The organism is Mesorhizobium sp. WSM4820 (assembly GCF_055811075.1).
In genome coordinates this window covers 12,906-31,585 of record NZ_JBVVQN010000009.1, presented here as the reverse complement: position 1 = coordinate 31,585, position 18,680 = coordinate 12,906, and the positions used below count along the sequence as shown (strand labels likewise).

15 protein-coding genes are annotated in these 18,680 nt (G+C 63.6%); 7 read left to right on the top strand and 8 right to left on the bottom strand.

Going from position 1 to position 18,680, the window contains the following annotated elements:
* Window positions 1–34: 34 nt before the first annotated feature.
* Window positions 35–457 carry a large conductance mechanosensitive channel protein MscL gene (mscL, locus tag AC0L2R_RS16055; RefSeq protein ID WP_023803298.1) on the top strand — a complete coding sequence of 141 codons (423 nt, stop codon included), beginning with the start codon at window positions 35–37 and terminating at the stop codon, window positions 455–457.
* A 112-nt stretch (window positions 458–569) separates the two neighbouring features.
* Complete coding sequence (locus tag AC0L2R_RS16050; protein ID WP_128185244.1) at window positions 570–1,736, top strand: pyridoxal phosphate-dependent aminotransferase; 1,167 nt, start codon at window positions 570–572, stop codon at window positions 1,734–1,736.
* A gap of 110 nt (window positions 1,737–1,846) precedes the next feature.
* On the opposite strand, the gene hemA is transcribed toward AC0L2R_RS16050, so the two are convergent.
* Entirely contained in the window at window positions 1,847–3,124 is a 1,278-nt protein-coding gene (gene hemA / locus AC0L2R_RS16045; protein ID WP_077376755.1) for a 5-aminolevulinate synthase, read from the bottom strand.
* Between the two features lie 281 nt (window positions 3,125–3,405).
* On the opposite strand from hemA, the gene galE reads away from it, so the two are divergent.
* The 3 genes from galE (at window position 3,406) to AC0L2R_RS16030 (ending at window position 7,665) form a co-directional block, all read left to right on the top strand.
* The gene (gene galE, locus AC0L2R_RS16040) at window positions 3,406–4,401 is read left to right on the top strand and encodes a UDP-glucose 4-epimerase GalE (RefSeq protein WP_473510127.1); all 996 of its coding nucleotides are present in this window, start codon (window positions 3,406–3,408) and stop codon (window positions 4,399–4,401) included.
* Between the two features lie 113 nt (window positions 4,402–4,514).
* Window positions 4,515–5,765: a D-amino acid dehydrogenase gene (locus AC0L2R_RS16035; RefSeq protein ID WP_473510125.1), complete on the top strand. Its 1,251-nt coding sequence runs from the start codon at window positions 4,515–4,517 to the stop codon at window positions 5,763–5,765.
* A gap of 73 nt (window positions 5,766–5,838) precedes the next feature.
* The gene (locus AC0L2R_RS16030; protein WP_473510124.1) at window positions 5,839–7,665 is read left to right on the top strand and encodes an alanine racemase; all 1,827 of its coding nucleotides are present in this window, start codon (window positions 5,839–5,841) and stop codon (window positions 7,663–7,665) included.
* Here the strand turns inward: AC0L2R_RS16030 and AC0L2R_RS16025 are convergent, their stop codons facing one another.
* The 7 genes from AC0L2R_RS16025 to AC0L2R_RS15995 all read right to left on the bottom strand — a co-directional run bounded on the left by AC0L2R_RS16025 (window position 7,666) and on the right by AC0L2R_RS15995 (window position 14,799).
* Entirely contained in the window at window positions 7,666–9,036 is a 1,371-nt protein-coding gene (locus AC0L2R_RS16025) for an FGGY-family carbohydrate kinase (protein WP_473510122.1), read from the bottom strand.
* Complete coding sequence (gene rhaM, locus AC0L2R_RS16020; protein ID WP_473510120.1) at window positions 9,033–9,350, bottom strand: L-rhamnose mutarotase; 318 nt, start codon at window positions 9,348–9,350, stop codon at window positions 9,033–9,035. Before rhaM ends, AC0L2R_RS16025 begins: the two co-directional genes overlap by 4 nt.
* A complete protein-coding gene (locus tag AC0L2R_RS16015) occupies window positions 9,350–10,351 on the bottom strand; it encodes an ABC transporter permease (protein WP_023803290.1) in 1,002 nt (333 codons plus the stop codon). The genes rhaM and AC0L2R_RS16015 overlap by 1 nt, the downstream gene beginning before the upstream one ends.
* Window positions 10,348–11,325 (bottom strand): ABC transporter permease, encoded by a 978-nt coding sequence (locus AC0L2R_RS16010; RefSeq protein ID WP_473510119.1) that lies wholly within the window; start codon window positions 11,323–11,325, stop codon window positions 10,348–10,350. Before AC0L2R_RS16010 ends, AC0L2R_RS16015 begins: the two co-directional genes overlap by 4 nt.
* Window positions 11,322–12,863, bottom strand: coding sequence for a sugar ABC transporter ATP-binding protein (locus AC0L2R_RS16005; RefSeq protein WP_091600245.1), 1,542 nt, complete (start codon window positions 12,861–12,863; stop codon window positions 11,322–11,324). Before AC0L2R_RS16005 ends, AC0L2R_RS16010 begins: the two co-directional genes overlap by 4 nt.
* Before the next feature lie 84 nt (window positions 12,864–12,947).
* Window positions 12,948–13,943: a rhamnose ABC transporter substrate-binding protein gene (rhaS, locus tag AC0L2R_RS16000; protein WP_023803287.1), complete on the bottom strand. Its 996-nt coding sequence runs from the start codon at window positions 13,941–13,943 to the stop codon at window positions 12,948–12,950.
* Window positions 13,944–13,989: 46 nt separating this feature from the next.
* Window positions 13,990–14,799 (bottom strand): DeoR/GlpR family DNA-binding transcription regulator, encoded by an 810-nt coding sequence (locus tag AC0L2R_RS15995; protein WP_027155512.1) that lies wholly within the window; start codon window positions 14,797–14,799, stop codon window positions 13,990–13,992.
* Window positions 14,800–14,990: 191 nt separating this feature from the next.
* Between AC0L2R_RS15995 and AC0L2R_RS15990 the strand changes: the two genes are divergently transcribed.
* Together AC0L2R_RS15990 and rhaI are read left to right on the top strand one after the other, a co-directional pair.
* Window positions 14,991–17,093 (top strand): bifunctional rhamnulose-1-phosphate aldolase/short-chain dehydrogenase, encoded by a 2,103-nt coding sequence (locus AC0L2R_RS15990; protein WP_473510116.1) that lies wholly within the window; start codon window positions 14,991–14,993, stop codon window positions 17,091–17,093.
* Between the two features lie 178 nt (window positions 17,094–17,271).
* Window positions 17,272–18,564: an L-rhamnose catabolism isomerase gene (rhaI, locus tag AC0L2R_RS15985; protein WP_473510114.1), complete on the top strand. Its 1,293-nt coding sequence runs from the start codon at window positions 17,272–17,274 to the stop codon at window positions 18,562–18,564.
* Window positions 18,565–18,680 lie beyond the last annotated feature (116 nt).

The following is an 18,680-nucleotide window of genomic DNA, read 5'->3' as shown; positions in this document are numbered from 1 at the left end:
CGGCGGCCTGGCCCGTCAGGAGAAGGAGGGTCGGATGCTGAAAGAATTCCAGGAATTCATTTCCAGGGGCAATGTCATGGACCTGGCCGTCGGCGTCATCATCGGCGCCGCCTTCGGCAAGATCGTCGATTCCCTAGTCAACGACATCATCATGCCGATAATCGGGGCGATTTTCGGCGGACTCGACTTCAACAATTATTTCCTGCCCTTGTCCTCAGCGGTCAACGCCACATCGCTGGCGGAAGCCAAGAGGCAGGGCGCAGTCTTCGCCTATGGCAGTTTCATCACCGTGGCGCTGAACTTCATCATCCTCGCCTTCATCATCTTCCTGATGATCAAAGCGGTGAACGATCTGCGCAGGCGGCTGGAGCGTGAGAAGCCCGTTGCGCCTGCTGCTGCTCCGCCGGCCGATGTCGCGCTGCTCACCGAAATTCGCGATCTCCTCGCCAGGAAATAGCGCAGGGGCAAGATCTCTGGACCAAACCCCCGGTCGATTTCGGCCGGGGTTTTCTATTTTCGCCTGTCGCAAAACACGCTAGCTGTCCGGAAGGCGAAAAACGGATCCATCCATGACCCTGATCGAGAATTTGCGCGCCGAGGCCCGGGCCGCGCCCGAAAGCGGCATTGTCGCCGTCATGAACCGCGGCCGCGACCGCGACGGCATGATCCCGCTCTGGGCCGGCGAGGGCGACCTGCCGACGCCCGCCTTCATCACCGATGCCGCTGCCCGGGCGCTGGCCGGCGGCGAAACCTTTTATACCTGGCAGAAAGGCATCCCCGAACTGCGGCAGGCGCTCGCCCGCTATTACATCAGGCATTTCGGCAAGAGCTTCGCCGAGCAAGAATTCATCGTCACCGGCTCTGGCATGCATGCCATCCAGCTGGCGCTCGACGCTGTCGCCGGCAATGGCGACGAGGTCGTCTATCTGTCGCCGGCCTGGCCGAACTTCGCCGCAGCCGCCGGCGTGGCGGGCGCCGTCCCGGTCGCAGTCACGCTCGACCAGTCCGGCAATGGCTGGTCCTGCGACATCGGCAAGATCGAGGCGGCGATCACGCCAAGGACAAAGGCGCTGTTCGTCAACACACCGTCCAACCCGACCGGTTGGACCGCCGACAGGCAGACGCTGCAGGCGATCCTCGACCTTGCCCGCGAACGGGGGCTGTGGATCATCGCCGACGAGATCTATTCGCTGTTCCACTACGGCGACAGCCGCGCGCCGTCCTTCATCGACATCATGGCCGACGAGGATCGCATCCTGTTCGTCAACAGTTTTTCCAAGAACTGGTCGATGACCGGCTGGCGGGTCGGCTGGATCAAGGTCCATCCCTGCCTGCAGCAGGTGTTCGAGAACCTGGTCCAGTATTCGACCTCCGGCGTTGCCCAGTTCATGCAGCGCGGCGCCGTCGTCGCGCTCGACGAAGGCGACGCCTTCATCGTCGAGCAGGTGGAGCGGGCGAGGGCGGCGCGTGACCTGGTCTGCGGCATCCTGGCTGCGACCGGCAGGGCACGCTTTACCGTGCCGCAGGGCGCGTTCTATCTGTTCTTCGCAGTCGACGGCATCACGGATTCACGCGCCGCCGCCTTCGACATCGTCGACCGCGCCAATGTCGGCCTAGCGCCCGGAACCGCATTCGGTCCCGGCGGCGAAGCCTTCCTCAGGCTATGCTTCCACCGCCGCCTCGACCAGCTCGAGGAGGCCGCGCACCGGCTGGCGAAGTGGATGAAAAGTGTGTGAGGTTGTTGAGGTCCGCGCCAAGCCGGACAGCTGCGAACCGTTGCACTCCTTGGCCGCGCCGCGTCGCTTCGCTCCTTGCTACGCCCTAGGAAGACGAAGGTAGCGGAAGCTCAGCCGCCGGACTTCGGCACCAGCAGCGGAATGACGCGGTCGCTTTCCCTCACCGCCGGCCGGCCCGCAGAACCGTAAGAGATGCCCAAGGCATCCCAGGTCTCGACCAGCGCGTCCTGAAGCGCCGCGATCAGCTGATCCGAATGGAATGGCGTCGGGGTGATGCGCAGCCGTTCGGTGCCGCGCGGCACGGTCGGGTAGTTGATCGGCTGGATGTAGATGCCGTGGACGCCGAGCAGGCGGTCGCTGGCCATCTTGCACAGTTCGGGATCGCCGACGAGCAGCGGCACGATGTGGGTAGCGGAGTCCATCACCGGCAGGCCCGCGGCGGTAAGAACCTGCTTCGTCCGCGTCGCCTGGCGCTGCTGCGCGGCGCGTTCGGCCTGTGAGCGCTTGAGATGGCGGATCGACGTGGTCGCCGCGGCGGCAATGGCCGGCGGCAGCGCCGTGGTGAAGATGAAGCCCGGCGCATAGGAGCGCACGGCATCGATCACCGCACTTGTGCCGGTGATATAGCCGCCGAGCGTGCCGAACGCCTTGGCCAGCGTGCCTTCGATGATGTCGATACGGTCGGCCAGCCCTTCGCGCTCGGTGATGCCGCCGCCGCGCGGTCCGTACATGCCGACGGCATGCACCTCGTCGATATAGGTCATGGCGTTGTAGCGCTCGGCAAGTTCGACGATCTGTTTGATCGGCGCGATATCGCCATCCATCGAATAGACGCTCTCGAAGACGATCAACTTGGCGCGCTCGCGGCCCGCCGCCTGCAGCAGGCTTTCGAGATGCGCAACGTCGTTGTGGCGGAAGATCTTCTTCTCGGCGCCCGAACGCCGCACGCCCTCGATCATCGAGGCGTGGTTCAACTCGTCCGAGACGATCAGGCAGTTGGGCAGCAGCCGCGCAATGGTCGAGATCGAAGCTTCGTTGGAGACGAAGCCGGAGGTAAAGACGAGCGCGGCTTCCTTGTCGTGCAGGTCGGCCAGTTCCAGTTCGAGCTCGACCAGCGGATTGCTGGTGCCGGAGATGTTGCGGGTGCCACCGGCGCCGGATCCCATCTTGCCGGCGGCGTTCTGCATCGCGGCGATGACGTCGGGATGCTGGCCCATGCCGAGATAGTCGTTGGAGCACCAGACGGTGATTTCCTGGGCGCGGCCGTTGGCGCGCCAGATGGCGCGTGGGAAGTTCCCCACGATGCGCTCGAGGTCGGCGAAGATGCGATAGCGACGCTCGGCGTGGAGCTGGTCGATCGCGTCTTCGAAGAACCGCTGATAGTTCATTTCGGCTTCCCAATTTTTGCGTGGGATCATAATCATTGCCCTATTCGCCGTCTACTTGGCCTTTTTGGTCAAAATGCCACGCCCCAAGCCTGTTCCTAACGGCCACGGATCATGGCCTATTCCCTTGATGTGGATCAATTTTGTTTCAGGACGATGCCATGCGCCGATGAGACTGGTTACCGCAGGCACTGATGGACATGGACTAATGGCCTGGTGGCAGGCTTTCCAGTAAGGCGGGTGTTGAGACAGCTTCCGACAAATCTTGAGCAGCGAGGACACGGATGACGGCTTTGGTGACAGGCGGCGCTGGCTATATCGGCAGCCATATGGTCTGGGAACTGCTGGACGCGGGCGAGAGCGTTGTCGTCCTCGACCGGCTTTCGACCGGCTTCGAATGGGCCGTGGCGCCGGAGGCAAAGCTTGTCGTCGGCGATGTCGCCGACAAGGAGCTGGTCGGCGGGGTCATCCGCGACAATCATGTCGATGCGATCATCCATTTTGCCGGCTCCATCGTGGTTCCCGAATCGGTCGCCGACCCGCTCGGCTATTACGAGAACAACACCTGCAAAACGCGCACACTGATCGAGACCGCGGTGCGCGAAGGCGTGCCCAATTTCATCTTTTCCTCGACCGCCGCCGTCTATGGCGGCGCCGGGCTGGAGCCGGTGCGCGAGGATGCGCGCCTTGCACCGGAATCGCCCTATGGCCTGTCCAAGCTGATGAGCGAATGGATGCTGCGCGACGCCGCAATCGCCCACGGCTTGCGCTATACGGCGTTGCGCTACTTCAACGTCGCCGGCGCCGATCCGAGGGGCCGCACCGGCCAGTCGACGCCGGGCGCCACGCATCTGATCAAGGTCGCCTGCGAGACGGCGCTCGGCAAGCGGCCCTTCATGGAGGTGTTCGGCACCGACTATCCGACGCCCGACGGCACTTGCATGCGCGACTACATACATGTCAGCGATCTGGCGGCGGCGCATCGGCTGGCGCTGGAACGGCTGCGCGCCGGGGGGAAAAGCCTCGTCGCCAATTGCGGCTACAGCCACGGCTATTCGGTGCTCGAAGTTATCGACAGCGTGCGCCGCGTCTTTGGCCGTGATTTCGACGTACGGATCGGCGAGCGCCGTGCGGGCGACGCGGCGGCGGTGGTCGCCAATTCGGAGCTGGCGCGCCGCGAGCTCGGCTGGATCCCGCAACGCGATGACCTCGACCGGATCGTCGCCGACGCGCTGGCTTGGGAGCGTATCCTGACCGGCAAGAATTCGGCGCGGAGCTGAAGTCCCGGTTTTTCCTCCGTGGGCTCGTAGGTCGAGCGTAGAAGCGCTATTTAAGGAGCTGTGCGGCTGAAACGTGGAGGCGTTTCGGCCGCGTCTGATCCTTTGGGGGCGGCATGAAGATATTGGTCCTTGGCGCGGGCGTCGTCGGCACGGCGGCGGCCTACTATCTGGCGAGCGACGGCCACGAGGTGACCGTGATCGAGCGCCATCCGATGGCGGCGCGAGGCACCAGCCAATCGAATGCGGGCCTGGTGTCGCCCGGCGACGCCACCGCCTGGGCCTCGCCCGCTGCGCTGAGGACGTTTTTGCGCGCGCTCTACAACCACGATCTCGGCATCAAGGTGCGGCTGCGCTTCGATCCTTATTTCTTCGCCTGGAGTCTGCGCTTCCTGCGCCAATGCACGCATGCGCGACTGCGCGCCAACACCGACATCAAGCTGCGCCTGGCGCTTTATTCGCGCGACTGCATCAACGCCATCTCGGCCGACACCGGCATTCACTATGACGAGCGCAAGAAGGGCGTTCTCTATTTCTTCCGCTCGCAGCAGAGTTTTGATACCGGCACCGACAATTACCGCTATCTCGCCGAGCACGGTCTGCCGATCGAGATCGTCGGCCGCGACCGGCTGGTCGAGATCGAGCCCGGCCTTGCCGGGGCCAGGGACAGAATAGCCGGCGGCGTCTATTCGCCGATCGACCAGACCGGCGACTCCAGCCAATTCACCCGAAACCTCGCTGCCTATGCCGCCGAGAAACTCGGCGTCCAGTTCCTCTACGGCACGACGGTCGAAGGCCTCGACATCGAAGGCGATCGGGTGCGCGCGGTGATGACCTCGGCCGGCCCAATAACAGCCGACGCCGTGGTCATCTCGATGGGACCGGAGAGCGGGCTGCTCGGCCGCCGCTACGGCGTCGACCTGCCGGTCTATCCGGTCAAGGGCTATACCGCGACCGTGCCGCTGGAGGACGAGAGCAAGGGCCCGACCATGGGCGGCGCCGACGAGGATCAGCTTATCGGCTATTCCAGGCTCGGCAACCGGCTGCGGCTTGCTTCGACCGCCGAGTTCACCGGCTTCGACCGCAGCCACAAGCCGAGCGATTTCGCCGCCATGTTCAGGACCGGCAAGGAGCTTTTCCCGGGCGCCTTCGACGAGAACAAGGCCGAGCTCTGGGCCGGTCTGCGGCCGATGATGCCGAACTCGGTCCCGGTCATCGGCCGGGCGCGCTACAGCAATCTCTATCTCGATACCGGCCACGGCCATGTCGGCTGGACCATGGCCTGCGGCTCCGGAAAATTCCTTGCCGATGTGGTCGCCGGCCGCAAGCCGGAGATCGACCCGCAAGGGCTGGTCTATGTCAATTGAGGGAGAATTAATCGTCGTGTCGGCACCGGGAAGATAATGCGTCTAATACCGTGCACAAATTCTGAGTAGAAAAATGTCGGGACCGCAAGTCGCCATCGACCTTGGCCGCATCGAGCGCAATGCGCGCACCATCGTCGACCGCTGCGCCCTGTCCGGCATCAGGGTGTTCGGCGTTACCAAGGGCACCTGCGGCATGCCGCAGGTGGCGCGCGCCATGCTGCGCGGCGGCGTCGCCGGCATCGCCGAATCGCGCTTCGAAAACATCCGCCGGCTGCGCGACAGCGGCATCACCGCCCCGATCATGCTGCTGCGCAGTCCGCCGATGGCACGCATCGAGGAGGTTGTGCGCACCGTCGACATCAGCCTGCAATCCGAACTCGCCACCATCCGCGAACTATCGCGCATCGCCGAGCGTATGGACCGCGTCCACGACATCATGCTGATGATCGATCTTGGCGACCTCAGGGAAGGTATCTGGCCGAACGACCTCATTCCGACGGTCGAACAGATACTGGCGCTCAGCGGCGTGCGCATCGCCGGCATCGGCACCAATCTCGGCTGCTTCGGCGCCATCATGCCGACGCAGGAAAATCTCGGACAGCTCGTTGCCCATGCCTACAAGACCGAGCGCCTGTCCGGTGCAAGGCTCGACTGGATCTCGGGCGGCGCGTCATCGTCGCTGACGCTGCTGCTCGAAGGCAGGCTGCCCGCCGGCATCAACAATCTGCGGGTCGGCGAGGCGATCCTGCAGGGTGGCGTCGAGACTTTTCGCGACACGCCATGGGCCGAACTCGAACCCGATGCCTGCCGGCTGACCAGCGACATCATCGAGGTCAAGCTGAAGCCGTCGCGGCCGATCGGCCAATCCGGCTACGACGCTTTCGGCAACCAGCCGGTGTTTGCCGACGATGGCGACCGGTTGCGCGCCATCGCCAATATCGGCCGCGAGGATGTCTTGATCGAAGGTTTGACGCCGATTGCCAAGGGCGTGCGGGTGCTTGGCGCCTCCAGCGACCATCTGCTTCTCGACGTGACCGATGCCGAGCCGCCACCCGCCGTCGGCGATCGTGTCGCCTTCCGCATGAGCTATGGCGCCATGCTGCTGGCAATGACCTCGGAATATGTCGAAAAGGCGCCAATGCACGATGTCGAGGATTTCTCCGGCCGCAAGATGGTGTCGATATCTGCCGAACCGGCGGCGGCCGGCATCCTGGCCAGGGAGGCGACCGGCGCCCGGCTGGAGGCGATGAATTTCGATGTCGTCGAACTGGCCGATATCGAGCGGCCGCCGTCCGGCCTGGTCCGGCTCACCGCCGGCAGCGACCGGCGCATCGCCCACACGGCGCTGACGGCGACCGCGCGGGCGACGCACTCGTTTGGCCTGATCTGGATCGATTCCATCGCTGGGCTGATGCCCGAGGACGAAGACGGCATCGACCTGCCGGAAGCTTCGGTGCTGGCGCGGGCGCTCGGCCTCGATCACAAGCCCGGCGCGCTGCAGCCACAACTGTCGCCGGAAAACGTCGTCATTGTCGGTTTGCGCCATGCAGATCCGGCCGAGGCCCGGGTGCTGAAGGATTCGCGCGTCTGCGCCTTCACCATGACCGACATCGACGCCATGGGCATGCGCGACGTGATGCACGAGGCGATCCGCATCGCCAGCTCCGGCACGCAAGGCTTTCATGTCAGCTATACGCCTGAGGTGACCGAATTCGCCGGCTGGGCGGCAGGCTCCGGCGGCATTACGGTGCGCGAAACGCACCAGGCCATGGAGGCGATCGCGTTGTCCGGCGGGCTGTTGTCGATGGACGTTTCCGGCCTGACATCAGCTCTGGAACCGCGATTGGCGGCGGAAACGGTCAATTTCGTCATGTCGGCGTTTGGCAAGCGGATTTTGTGATCAGCCCTGTGCGTCGACCGCCGCGCGCCATGAACGTGCGTAATCCGCCCAGGCCGGGTCGACCGGCGGTTCGAACCTTTCGCCGGCGCCTTGTACCGTTCCTTGGTCCGACGCCAACAGGGCGGCGCCAATGCTGGTGCCGGTTGCGGCCTCCGACGCGATGACGGCACGCGCCGTCGCTGCAGCGAGCATGCGCGTGAAAAGCCGGTTGCGGGCGAACGGCCCCTCGACGGTCGTCGGGCCGCCGGCGTCGATCAGTTCGAGGCAGGTCGCGGTCATCAGCGCCAGGTAGAAAGAGATGGCGGCAAAGCGCTGGCCGCCGTTGATGCCGTCGGCGTCGAGCCATGCTGCCCTGTGATACGGGAACGGCCCCGAACCCTGTTGGGTCGAAGGCATCAGGGACGTCTTCCGCGCGAGCGCTGTGGCGATATCCGCTTCGGTCCAGTCTTCCGATTGGCCTTCCGTCAGCAGCGAAAACTCACGGCCGCCCATGAAACGCGCCGACGGCACCGGATCACCGAGCGCGTTGACGTTGACGAGCGAGTCGCGGGCCGGGTCGAGCGCGATCTTGTTGCCGCCAACCGCCATCGACACCACCCAGGTGCCGGTCGAGACGACCGAGAACGGCGGCGTATCGGACAGGAGATGCGGCAGCAGCGAGGCGTTGGAATCGTGCAAGCCGCAAAACACCGGCGTTTGCGGATCAAGCCCGGTCCGTATCGCAAGCGCGGGCAGGATCGGGCCAAGGCGATCTTTCGCCGGCCGCACCGGCGCCATCAGATGACGCCATTGCATCTTGTCGACCAGCGACGAAAAATCGGCCTTCCACGGGTTCCACAGATCGGTGTGGCAGCCAAGCGAAGTCACTTCGTTGGCGGCGACGCCGGTCAGGCGCAAGGCCCAGTATTGCGGGTACATCAGCATCGCGGCGGCCTTGGCGAACTCCGCCGGGAAGCGCTTCTGCTGCCAGAACAGCTGCGCGCCGAGATTGAGGCCGACCGGCAGGCGCGGCGTGCCCGTCTCGGCGAAGGCCGGACGGTTCGTATCATAGTCCTCGGCAAGGGTGTCGGGCCCGGCAAATTCATAGTCGAGCACCGGCAGCGCCAACTCGCCGGCAGTGTCCACCAGCACGCCCGTCGCGCCATGGGTGGTGATCGAAATCGCGTCGATGCGCTGTTCGCGATTGATCTCGGCGAGGCTGTCGAGGATGAACGACCACAGAAGCTCGACATCGTGGTGCGGGTAGGGACCGTCAAGGACAGGCGCGTTCGCCATGCGGCGCAGCGCGATTTCGCGTACATCGGCGAGATCGACCAGCGCCACCTTGGCGTTGGTCTTGCCGATATCGATGACGGCGACGTGGCGGGTCATTCCATATGGAACATTGTTTCCAGCGGCACCGCCACCGGCTCGTTATCAGGCCTGGTCTCCATGATGTTGGCCATTTCAGCCCACCAGCGCTGCATCACCTTGTGCTTCGGCAATTCGTCCATGCCGTGGCCGTCGCGCCGCCACAGCACGCCGAACAAGGTGTTGGTCTCATCGTCGAGATGGATCGAATAGTCGGAAACGCCGGCCTGTTTCAGCAGTGCGACCAGCGACGGCCAGATCTCGTCATGACGCCTTTTGTATTCGGCCTTCATGCCGGGATTGAGCTTCATCTTGAACGCGTATTTCTCGGCCATCAGGTAAAACGCTCCCGCCGCACCCGCCGCCAGACGATGGGCAGCGCGATGACGATGATCAGCAGCAGGCCGATGAAGATCGACATGACTATGCCGGGCACATTGAGCAGCCCCAGGCCGAAAGTCACCAGCCCCATGATGAAGGCGGCGAGCACCACGCCCAAAATGCTGCCGGCGCCGCCCAGGATGCTGACGCCACCCAGCACCACCATGGTGATGACTTCCAATTCATAGCCTTGCGCGATCGATGGCCGGGTCGAGCCGAGCCGCGAGGTGATCAGCACCGAGGCGATGCCCGCCATCAGCCCGGTCAGGCAGAACAGGATGAACTTGATGCGGCCGACACGCACGCCGGAAAACTGTGCCGCGACCGGGTTGTTGCCGATGGCGAAGACGCGGCGGCCGAAGCTGGTCCGGTGCAGAAGGAACCAGTAGATGACCGCCGCGACGAGGAACAGCGTCAGCTCGAACGACACCACCCACCAGACATAGCCCTGGCCGAAGAAGGCGAAGCTGGAGGGATAGCCTTTGTAGGCCTGGTCGCCGAGGACGATGAAGGCGATGCCGCGAAACAGGCTCATCGTGCCGATGGTGACGACGATCGACGGCAGGCCGAGCCTGGTGACGAGCAGCCCGTTGAAGGCGCCGCAGCCGAGCCCGACCAGGATGCCGATCGCCACCAGCACCGGCGTGCCGGCGCCGGCCTGCACCGCCATGCCCATCATCGTCGAGGCCAGCGCAATGATGGCGGCGACCGACAGGTCGATCTCTCCGGAAATGATCAGCAGCGCCATGGCGAGCGCGATCAGCGCCTTCTCGGTGAAGTTGAAGGTCAGGTCCGACAGCGACCACGCGTCGAGGAAATAGGGCGAGGCGAAGCTGTTGACGGCAAAGATGGCGACCGCCACCGCGACCAGCAGCGCCTCCCACGAGAAGATCGCCGAGTTGAGCGGCGTGTCGAGCCGGTCGGGAATGTGGCGCGGGGCTGGGGTGTCGGTCATGCCGCTTCCGCCTTCTTGAGGATGATGCGGCCTTGCCGGCGTTCGCCGCGCGCGTTGAGCACCACGGCCAGGATGATGGCGCTGCCCGAAATCGCCATCTGCCAGAACGGCGAGATGTTGATGACCGGCAGCGCGTTGGAGATGATGCCGAGGAACAGCGCGCCAAGCACCGCGCCGCCGACCGAGCCGATGCCGCCGGCGATCGAGATGCCGCCGATGACGCAGGCGGCGATGATGTTGAGCTCGTAGCCATTGGCGACCTCGACCGAGGCGATGACATAGCGCGAGATCCAGAGATAGCCGCACAGACCGGCGGCCATCCCCGAGATGCAGAAGACGATGAACTTGGTGCGGCCGACATCGATGCCGGCGTAGACCGATGCGGTTGGATTGACGCCGATGGCATAGATCGAGCGGCCGAGCGCGGTGCGCGTCATCAACAGGAAGAACAAGGCGATGACCAGTATGGCGATCCACGACAGCACCGGAATGCCGAGAAAGGCCGCACGCTGCAGCCCAATGAAATCAGGGCTCATCTGATCGGCATTGACCCAGGCGCCGCCTGAAATGACGAAGGTGGCGCCGCGATAGATGGTGAGCGTGCCGAGCGTCACCACGATCGAAGGAATGTTCAGGCGCCATACCAAAAAACCGTTGATGGCGCCGAGCACCAGGCCGACCAGAAGTGCGATGACGATCAGCAGCGGGATCGGGATTGCCGGATGCGCTGCGTTCAGCATCGCCACCACCATGCCGGTGAAGCACAGGTTGGAGGCCATCGACAGGTCGATCGAGCGGGTCAGGATCACCACCACCTGCCCCAGCGCCAGGATCATCAGGATCGAGGTGTCGTTGAACACCTGGCGCAGATTGGCCGGATTGGCAAAACCCGGAAAGCGCATCGAGATCAGCCCGATCAGCACGACGATTGCCGCGAGCAGCCAGACTTCGCGATACTTCAGAAAAGCCTTCATGCTGCGATCCCTGCTGCCGTCTTGACCAGCGTCTCGGCGTCGAGCTTCTTGTTGTCATAGATCGAGGCGATGCGGCCCTCGCGCATGACCACAACCCGGTCGGACATGCCAAGGATCTCGGGCAGTTCGGACGACACCATGATCACCGACAACCCTTGAGCGACCAGCTCGGCCATGAAGCCGTGCACGGCGGCCTTCGAGCCGATGTCGATGCCTTTGGTCGGCTCGTCGAGGATGATCACCTTGGGCGCGGTCGCCAGCCATTTGGCGATGACGATCTTCTGCTGGTTGCCGCCCGACAAAGTGCCGACGTCCTGGCTGAGCGAGGCGGCGCGCAGATCGAGCCGCTCGGTATAGGAACGGGCTAGCGCGAACTCTTCGGCCAGCTGCAACACACCTGACTTGGATGTGCGCTTGAGCGAGGGCAGCGAGATATTCTGGAAGATCGGCAGGCCGATCACCACGCCTTGCTTGCCGCGTTCTTCCGGCACGTAAACGATGCCGGCGTCGATCGAATCCGCCGCCGATTTCGGCATGATCGCCTTGCCTTCCAGCGTGATGGTGCCGCTGCTGGTGCGGGTGATGCCTGATATCGCCTGCATCACCTCGCTGCGCCCGGCGCCGACAAGGCCGTAGAAGCCGAGGATCTCGCCTCTGTGCAGCTCGAAGCCGATGTCGTCGAACTCGGTCGGGTGCGACAGGCCGGAGACGGCAAGCACCGGCGCGCCGATCTCGGCCTTGCGCTGCGGAAAGATGTGGTCGACGGCGCGGCCGACCATCATGCGCACGATCTGGCTCTGGCCGGCATCCCTGATCAGGCCTTCGCCGATCATCTCGCCGTCGCGGAACACCGTGTAACGGTCGGCGATGCGATAGATCTCGTCGAACTTGTGGCTGATGAACAGGATCGCCTTGCCTTCGCTCTTCAGGAACTCGACCAGCAAAAACAGCTCCTCGATCTCCTTCAGCGACAGCGCTGCGGTCGGCTCGTCCATAATGACGATCTGGGCGTCGATCGACATGGCGCGGGCGACTGCGACGAGGTGCTTGTTGGCGATGCCGAGATCCTTCAGCCGCGCATCGGCGTCGATGTGGCCGGCGCCCATGGTGTTCAGTACTTCACGGGCATTCTTGCGCATGGTGCGCCAGTCGATGGTGCCGACGCGCGATCGCGGCGCATGGCCGAGAAAGATGTTCTCGGCCACCGTCAGGTCGTCGAACAGCACGGTTTCCTGGTGGATGGCGGTGATGCCGTGCCCGAAGGCGGCATGCGCGCTGGGCAAGGTCACGGCCTGGCCATCGATGCTGATCGTGCCTGTATCAGGCTGGTAGATGCCTGTCATGATCTTGACCAGCGTCGACTTGCCGGCGCCGTTCTCGCCGATCAGCGCGGTCACCTGGCCTGGGTAGAGCGACAGGCTGACATCATGCAGCGCGCGCACGCCGGGAAAACTCTTCGAGATGCCGGCCAGGGTCAGGCGCGGAGCCGCAGCCAAAGGCTGCTCAGTGGTCGGGTCGAGTTGGGCTGTCGTGTCCATAGTCGTATCAAGCCCTTAAGCAAGGTCCGTTTGAGGACGCGGCGGAACTTGAGCTCCGCCGCGCCGGCTTGAAGGGCTCCAGGATCAATAGATCTTGGAGAACTCTTCGATGTTCGACTTGTCGAACTTGAAGGGCGGAGCCATCGCGGCCGAGTTGGTGTCGTCGAGGGTGACCTTGCCGACACGGCCGATCGACAGCGTCGCACCCGGCTTGGCTTCTTCCTTCTTCACCGCCAGATCATGGGCGAGGTAGACGGCCGAGTAGCCGAGATCGATCGGGTTCCACAGTGCGACAGCCTGGCTGGCGCCGTTGTCGATGAACTTCTTGAACTCCGACGGCAGCGCCAGGCCGGTGACATTGACCTTGCCGATCAGGCCCTGGTCGGTCACCACCTGGGCGGCGGCCACGACGCCGACGGTGGTCGGTGCGATGATCGCCTTGAGGTTCGGATAGGATTTCAGCAGGCCCTTGGCCTCGTCCGTGCTCTTGGCCGAGTCGTCGTCGCCATAGACGGTGGCGACGAGATTGATCTTGGGGAATTTCTCCGGCAGCACCTTCTTGGCCGCTTCGATCCAGGCGTTCTGGTTGGTCGCGGTCGACGAAGCCGACAGTATGGCGACATCGCCGCCTTCCGGCAAATAGTCGGCGGCAAGCTTGATGATGGTTTCGCCGATCAGGTTGGTGTCCGACGGGTTGAGGTGGAGCTGGCGGCCTTCCGGAGCGACGCCGGAATCCCACGAGATGACGGTGATGCCGCGATCCATCGCCTTCTTCAGCGCCGGCACCAGCGCGTCGGCGTCATTGGCCGAAATGGCGATCGCGTTGACCTTTTGGGCGATCAGCGAATTGATCACCTCGATCTGCGCTTCGGCGGTCGCCTTGGTCGGGCCGGTGTAGATGATATCGACGTCGCCGAGTTCCTTGGCCGCCTCTTCGGCGCCCTTGTTGGCGGCATCGAAGAAGCCGTTGCCGAGCGACTTCACCACCAGCGCGATCTTGACGTTCTCGGCATAGGCCGCATTCACGAAGATGGCGGCGGAGAACGCCGCCGTAACCATCAATTTCTTCAGAAAGCTCATCGAATATCCTCCCTTGAGTGTTGCATTCCATCGCCGCTGCGAACCCTCAGGCCTGCAGCGAAGATTCTTCCCTATTGCCTGCCGTTGTGCGGGCGACGACCAGCGTCACACCGGCGGCCTCCAACATCTTGGCCTCGCGATCCTCGATGCCGTCGTCGGTGATGACCGTGGCAATGCGCGACAGGCCGCACAGGATCAGGCTCGAGCGTTTGCGGAATTTTGACGAGTCGACCAGCACCACCAGTTCGTCGGCCTGATCGATCAGTTTCTGCTCGGCCTGGATCAGCAGCGGATCGCCTTCCATCAGGCCGAGTGGCCCGAGCCCTTGCGCGCCCATGAACATGCGGCGCGCATAGAAATTGCGCGTCACGTCATTGTCGAAGGGCGACAGGATGATGTTCTGCTCGCGGTAGATGGTGCCGCCCGACAGCATCACCGTGTTCTTGGAGTGCTTGAGCAGGTGCTCGGCGATCGGAAAGGAATTGGTGAAGATCGGCATGCGGCGACCGGTCAGGAAATGCACCATCTGGAAGGTGGTGGTGCCGCCATTGATGATGATCGGCTCGCCGTCCTTGCACAGTTCCACGGCGTCCCGCGCGATCGCCCGCTTCTGCGCAGCGTTGATCGTCTCGTTGACGGAAAAAGGCCGGCCGGCAAGGCCGATGAATTGCGGCGGGGTGATCGCCTCGGCGCCGCCACGCACCCGGCGCAGGCGCTTTTGCACATGCAGTGCGGCGATGTCGCGCCGGATCGTCGCCTCGGATGAATCCGTCAGGTCGACCATCTCCTGCACCGTCACCACAGGCTTTTCCTGGACGGCGGACAAAATGATCCTGTGGCGCTCTTTTTCGTGCATGGTTCCTCCCTGCCAGCACATCTAGGCACTCAAAACGCGCAGTGTCAATCATTTCCAATCAGATAAATTCATTGTGCAGTGCAATATGATCGATGTTGATCGTTTGTGATTGACAACGCCGCCGCTTGCGTAGAAATTCGGCCCAAAGGGACCGCACCGTTTGCGCGTCTCACGTCACGGGAGGATTACCTATGCTTGACAAGCGCTCCGGCACGCGCCTCGCCAATCTTTGGGATGAGGCGACAGCCCTGGGAATGAGCGAGCCGGAACGTCTCGTCTATCGCTCGAATGTTCTTGGCTCCGACAAGCGCGTCACCAACTATGGCGGCGGCAACACCTCTTCCAAGATCTGGCAAAAGGATCCGCTCACCGGCGAAAGCGTGGAAGTGCTTTGGGTGAAGGGATCCGGCGGCGACAGCGCCTCGATTAAAACAGACGGTTTCGCCACCCTCTACATGGACAAGTTGCGCGCACTTAAGGGTCTCTATCGCGGCCTCGAGCATGAGGACGAGATGGTCGCCTATCTGCCCCATTGCACCTTCAATCTTAACCCACGCGCGGCCTCGATCGACACGCCGCTGCACGCCTTCGTGCCGAAGCCGCATGTCGACCACATGCATCCCGACGCCATCATCGCGATTGCCGCCGCCAAGGATTCGCAGGCGCTGACCAGGGAGATCTTCGGTGACGCGATCGGCTGGCTGCCATGGAAGCGTCCGGGCTTCGAGCTCGGCCTGTGGCTGGAAAAATTCTGCTCCGAAAACCCTGAGGCCAAGGGCGTTGTGCTGGCAAGCCATGGCCTGTTCACCTGGGGCGACACTCCAAAGGAATGCTACGAGACGACGATCTCGGTGATCAACCAGGCGATCGACTGGTTCGAGCGCAAGTCTGAAGGCAAGCCGATCTTCGGCGGCGAAGTCGTCAAATCGCTCGACGCGCCGGCGCGTCGCGCCGTGGCGGCAAGGCTGATGCCGAGGATCCGCGGCCTGATCTCGGAGAAAAGCCACAAGCTCGGCCATTTCGACGATTCGCCGGCCGTGCTCGAATTCGTCAATTCGAAGGATTTGCGCCCGCTGGCGGCGCTCGGCACCTCCTGCCCGGATCATTTCCTGCGCACCAAGATCCGGCCGCTGGTCATCGAATTCGACCCCAAAAATCCTGATGTCGACGCCGTCATCGCCCGTCTCGCCGACGATTTGGCAGAGTATCGCGATGGCTACCAGGCCTATTATGACAGGTGCAAGCATGCGGATTCGCCGCCGGTGCGTGATCCGAACGCCGTGGTCTATCTGATGCCCGGCGTCGGCATGTTCACCTTCGCCGGCGACAAGGCGACGGCGCGCATTTCGGGCGAATTCTACGTCAATGCCATCAATGTCATGCGCGGTGCCTCGACAGTGTCGACCTATGTCGGCCTGCCCGAGCAGGAAGCCTTCGACATCGAATACTGGCTGCTCGAAGAGGCGAAGCTGCAGCGCCTGCCCAAGGCGAAAGCGCTTGCCGGCCAGATCGCGCTGGTCACCGGCGGCGCCGGCGGCATCGGCCGGGCGACGGCCAACCGGCTGCTGCGCGAGGGCGCCTGCGTCGTGCTGGCCGACATCGACGAGACCGCCCTTGCCAGCGCCAATGACGAATTGGCCAAGGCCCATGGCAAGGATTTCGTGCGGCCGGTGGTGATCGACGTCACGTCAGAGGACCAGGTGATCTCCGGTTTCGCCGAGACGGCTGTCGAGTTCGGCGGCATCGACATCCTGGTGTCGAATGCCGGCCTGGCAACCTCGGCGCCGATCGAGGAGACGACGCTGGCGCTGTGGAACAAGAACATGGACATCTTGTCGACCGGCTATTTCCTCGCGTCGCGAGAAGCATTCCGGCTGTTTCGGGCGCAGAAGATCGGCGGCAATGTCGTCTTCGTCGCCTCCAAGAACGGGCTTGCCGCCTCGCCCAATGCCGCAGCCTATTGCACCGCCAAGGCCGCCGAAATCCATCTGGCGCGCTGCCTGGCGCTGGAAGGCGCGGAAGCGCAGATCAGGGTCAATGTCGTCAATCCCGACGCCGTGCTGCGCGGCTCGAAGATCTGGACCGGCGAGTGGAAGGAACAGCGCGCCGCCGCCTACAAGATGTCGACTGACGACCTTGAGGAACACTACCGCTCGCGCTCGATGCTGAAGCGTTCGGTGTTCCCCGAAGACATCGCCGAGGCGATCTATTTCTTCGCCTCCGACATGTCGGCCAAGTCGACCGGCAATATCGTCAATGTCGACGCCGGCAACGCCCAGAGTTTTACGCGCTAGGCGATCATTTTTTGAGGGTGGCGCTGCCCCTCACCCTTACCCTCTCCTCGCGAACAACGGGGAGAGGGGGTCGCCAATGCCGGACACGCTTGTCCTTCTCCCCGTCGCTATACGGGGAGAAGGTGCCGGCAGGCGGATGAGGGGCAGCGCCAACCGAACGCATTTGGGAGGAAGCACCATGTCCGAAACCATCATCTCAGCCGACGTCGTCGACAAGGACAATCTCGCGCGCGCGGCCGAGCTCAAGCGCGATTACGATGCGCTCGGCGAACGCCTCGACCGCCGCGGCATCGCCGTCGACGCCATCCGCGGCAAGGTCGAAAAATTCGCCGTGGCGATCCCGTCCTGGGGCGTCGGCACCGGTGGCACCCGCTTTGCCCGCTTTCCCGGCGCCGGCGAGCCGCGCGATATCTTCGACAAGATCGAGGACTGCGCCGTCATCCGGCAGTTGACGCAGGCGACACCCACCGTCTCGCTGCACATTCCCTGGGACACGGCCGACCCGAACCAGCTGAAACAGGCGGCCTCGCGCTTCGGCCTCGGCTTCGACGCCATGAACTCCAACACCTTCTCCGACGCCAAGGACCAAAAACTGTCCTATAAATTCGGCTCGCTGTCGCATGCCGACGCCGGCACCCGCCGGCAGGCCGTCGAGCATAATCTCGAATGCATCGAGATCGGCAAGACGCTCGGCGCCAAGGCGCTGACGGTGTGGATCGGCGACGGCTCGAATTTCCCCGGCCAGGTCAATTTCGCCACGGCGTTCGAGCGTTATCTCGACGCAATGAAGGAGATCTACGCCGGGCTGCCTGACGACTGGAAGCTGTTCACCGAGCACAAAATGTACGAGCCGGCCTTCTATTCGACGGTCGTGCAGGATTGGGGCACGAACTACATCATCGCCAAAGAGCTCGGCGACAAGGCCTTTTGCCTGGTCGACCTCGGCCATCATGCGCCCAACGTCAATATCGAGATGATCGTGTCGCGGCTGATCCAGTTCAAGAAACTCGGCGGCTTCCATTTCAACGATTCGAAATATGGCGACGACGATCTCGATGCCGGCTCGATCGATCCCTACCGGCTGTTCCTCGTCTTTAACGAGCTGGTCGATGCCGAGCTTGCCGGTGCCGAAGGTTTTGATCCGGCTCACATGCTCGACCAGAGCCACAATGTCACCGACCCGATCGAAAGCCTGATGTTGTCGGCGGTCGAGGTGCAGCGCGCGTATGCGCAGGCGCTGCTGGTCGATCGCCAGGCGCTGGAAGGCTATCAGGATGCCAACGACGCGCTGATGGCGACGCAGACGCTGAAAGCCGCCTATCGCACCGATCTCGAGCCGATCCTCGCCATGGCGCGGCTGAACACGGGCGGCGCCATCGATCCGGTCGCCACCTATCGCGCCGCCGGCTACCGAGCCAAGGTCGCGGCGGAACGGCCGGCGGTTGCCGGCGGCGGCGGTGGGATTGTTTGATGTCGGCCTGAAACAAAAAACCCGCCTGAGGCAAACAGGCGTGCGTGCCTTCAGCGTTGGAAGTTGGCGAAAACCGAAGGCGAAATCCGATCTCCCCCCTTGCGGGGGAGATCGGC

Bases quoted from the DNA above. Each gene is read 5' to 3' on its own strand.
- mscL (WP_023803298.1), top strand. From the start codon at position 35: ATGCTGAAAGAATTCCAGGAATTCATTTCCAGGGGCAATGTCATGGAC.
- AC0L2R_RS16050 (WP_128185244.1), top strand. From the start codon at position 570: ATGACCCTGATCGAGAATTTGCGCGCCGAGGCCCGGGCCGCGCCCGAA.
- hemA (WP_077376755.1), bottom strand. From the start codon at position 3,124: ATGAACTATCAGCGGTTCTTCGAAGACGCGATCGACCAGCTCCACGCC.
- galE (WP_473510127.1), top strand. From the start codon at position 3,406: ATGACGGCTTTGGTGACAGGCGGCGCTGGCTATATCGGCAGCCATATG.
- AC0L2R_RS16035 (WP_473510125.1), top strand. From the start codon at position 4,515: ATGAAGATATTGGTCCTTGGCGCGGGCGTCGTCGGCACGGCGGCGGCC.
- AC0L2R_RS16030 (WP_473510124.1), top strand. From the start codon at position 5,839: ATGTCGGGACCGCAAGTCGCCATCGACCTTGGCCGCATCGAGCGCAAT.
- AC0L2R_RS16025 (WP_473510122.1), bottom strand. From the start codon at position 9,036: ATGACCCGCCACGTCGCCGTCATCGATATCGGCAAGACCAACGCCAAG.
- rhaM (WP_473510120.1), bottom strand. From the start codon at position 9,350: ATGGCCGAGAAATACGCGTTCAAGATGAAGCTCAATCCCGGCATGAAG.
- AC0L2R_RS16015 (WP_023803290.1), bottom strand. From the start codon at position 10,351: ATGACCGACACCCCAGCCCCGCGCCACATTCCCGACCGGCTCGACACG.
- AC0L2R_RS16010 (WP_473510119.1), bottom strand. From the start codon at position 11,325: ATGAAGGCTTTTCTGAAGTATCGCGAAGTCTGGCTGCTCGCGGCAATC.
- AC0L2R_RS16005 (WP_091600245.1), bottom strand. From the start codon at position 12,863: ATGGACACGACAGCCCAACTCGACCCGACCACTGAGCAGCCTTTGGCT.
- rhaS (WP_023803287.1), bottom strand. From the start codon at position 13,943: ATGAGCTTTCTGAAGAAATTGATGGTTACGGCGGCGTTCTCCGCCGCC.
- AC0L2R_RS15995 (WP_027155512.1), bottom strand. From the start codon at position 14,799: ATGCACGAAAAAGAGCGCCACAGGATCATTTTGTCCGCCGTCCAGGAA.
- AC0L2R_RS15990 (WP_473510116.1), top strand. From the start codon at position 14,991: ATGCTTGACAAGCGCTCCGGCACGCGCCTCGCCAATCTTTGGGATGAG.
- rhaI (WP_473510114.1), top strand. From the start codon at position 17,272: ATGTCCGAAACCATCATCTCAGCCGACGTCGTCGACAAGGACAATCTC.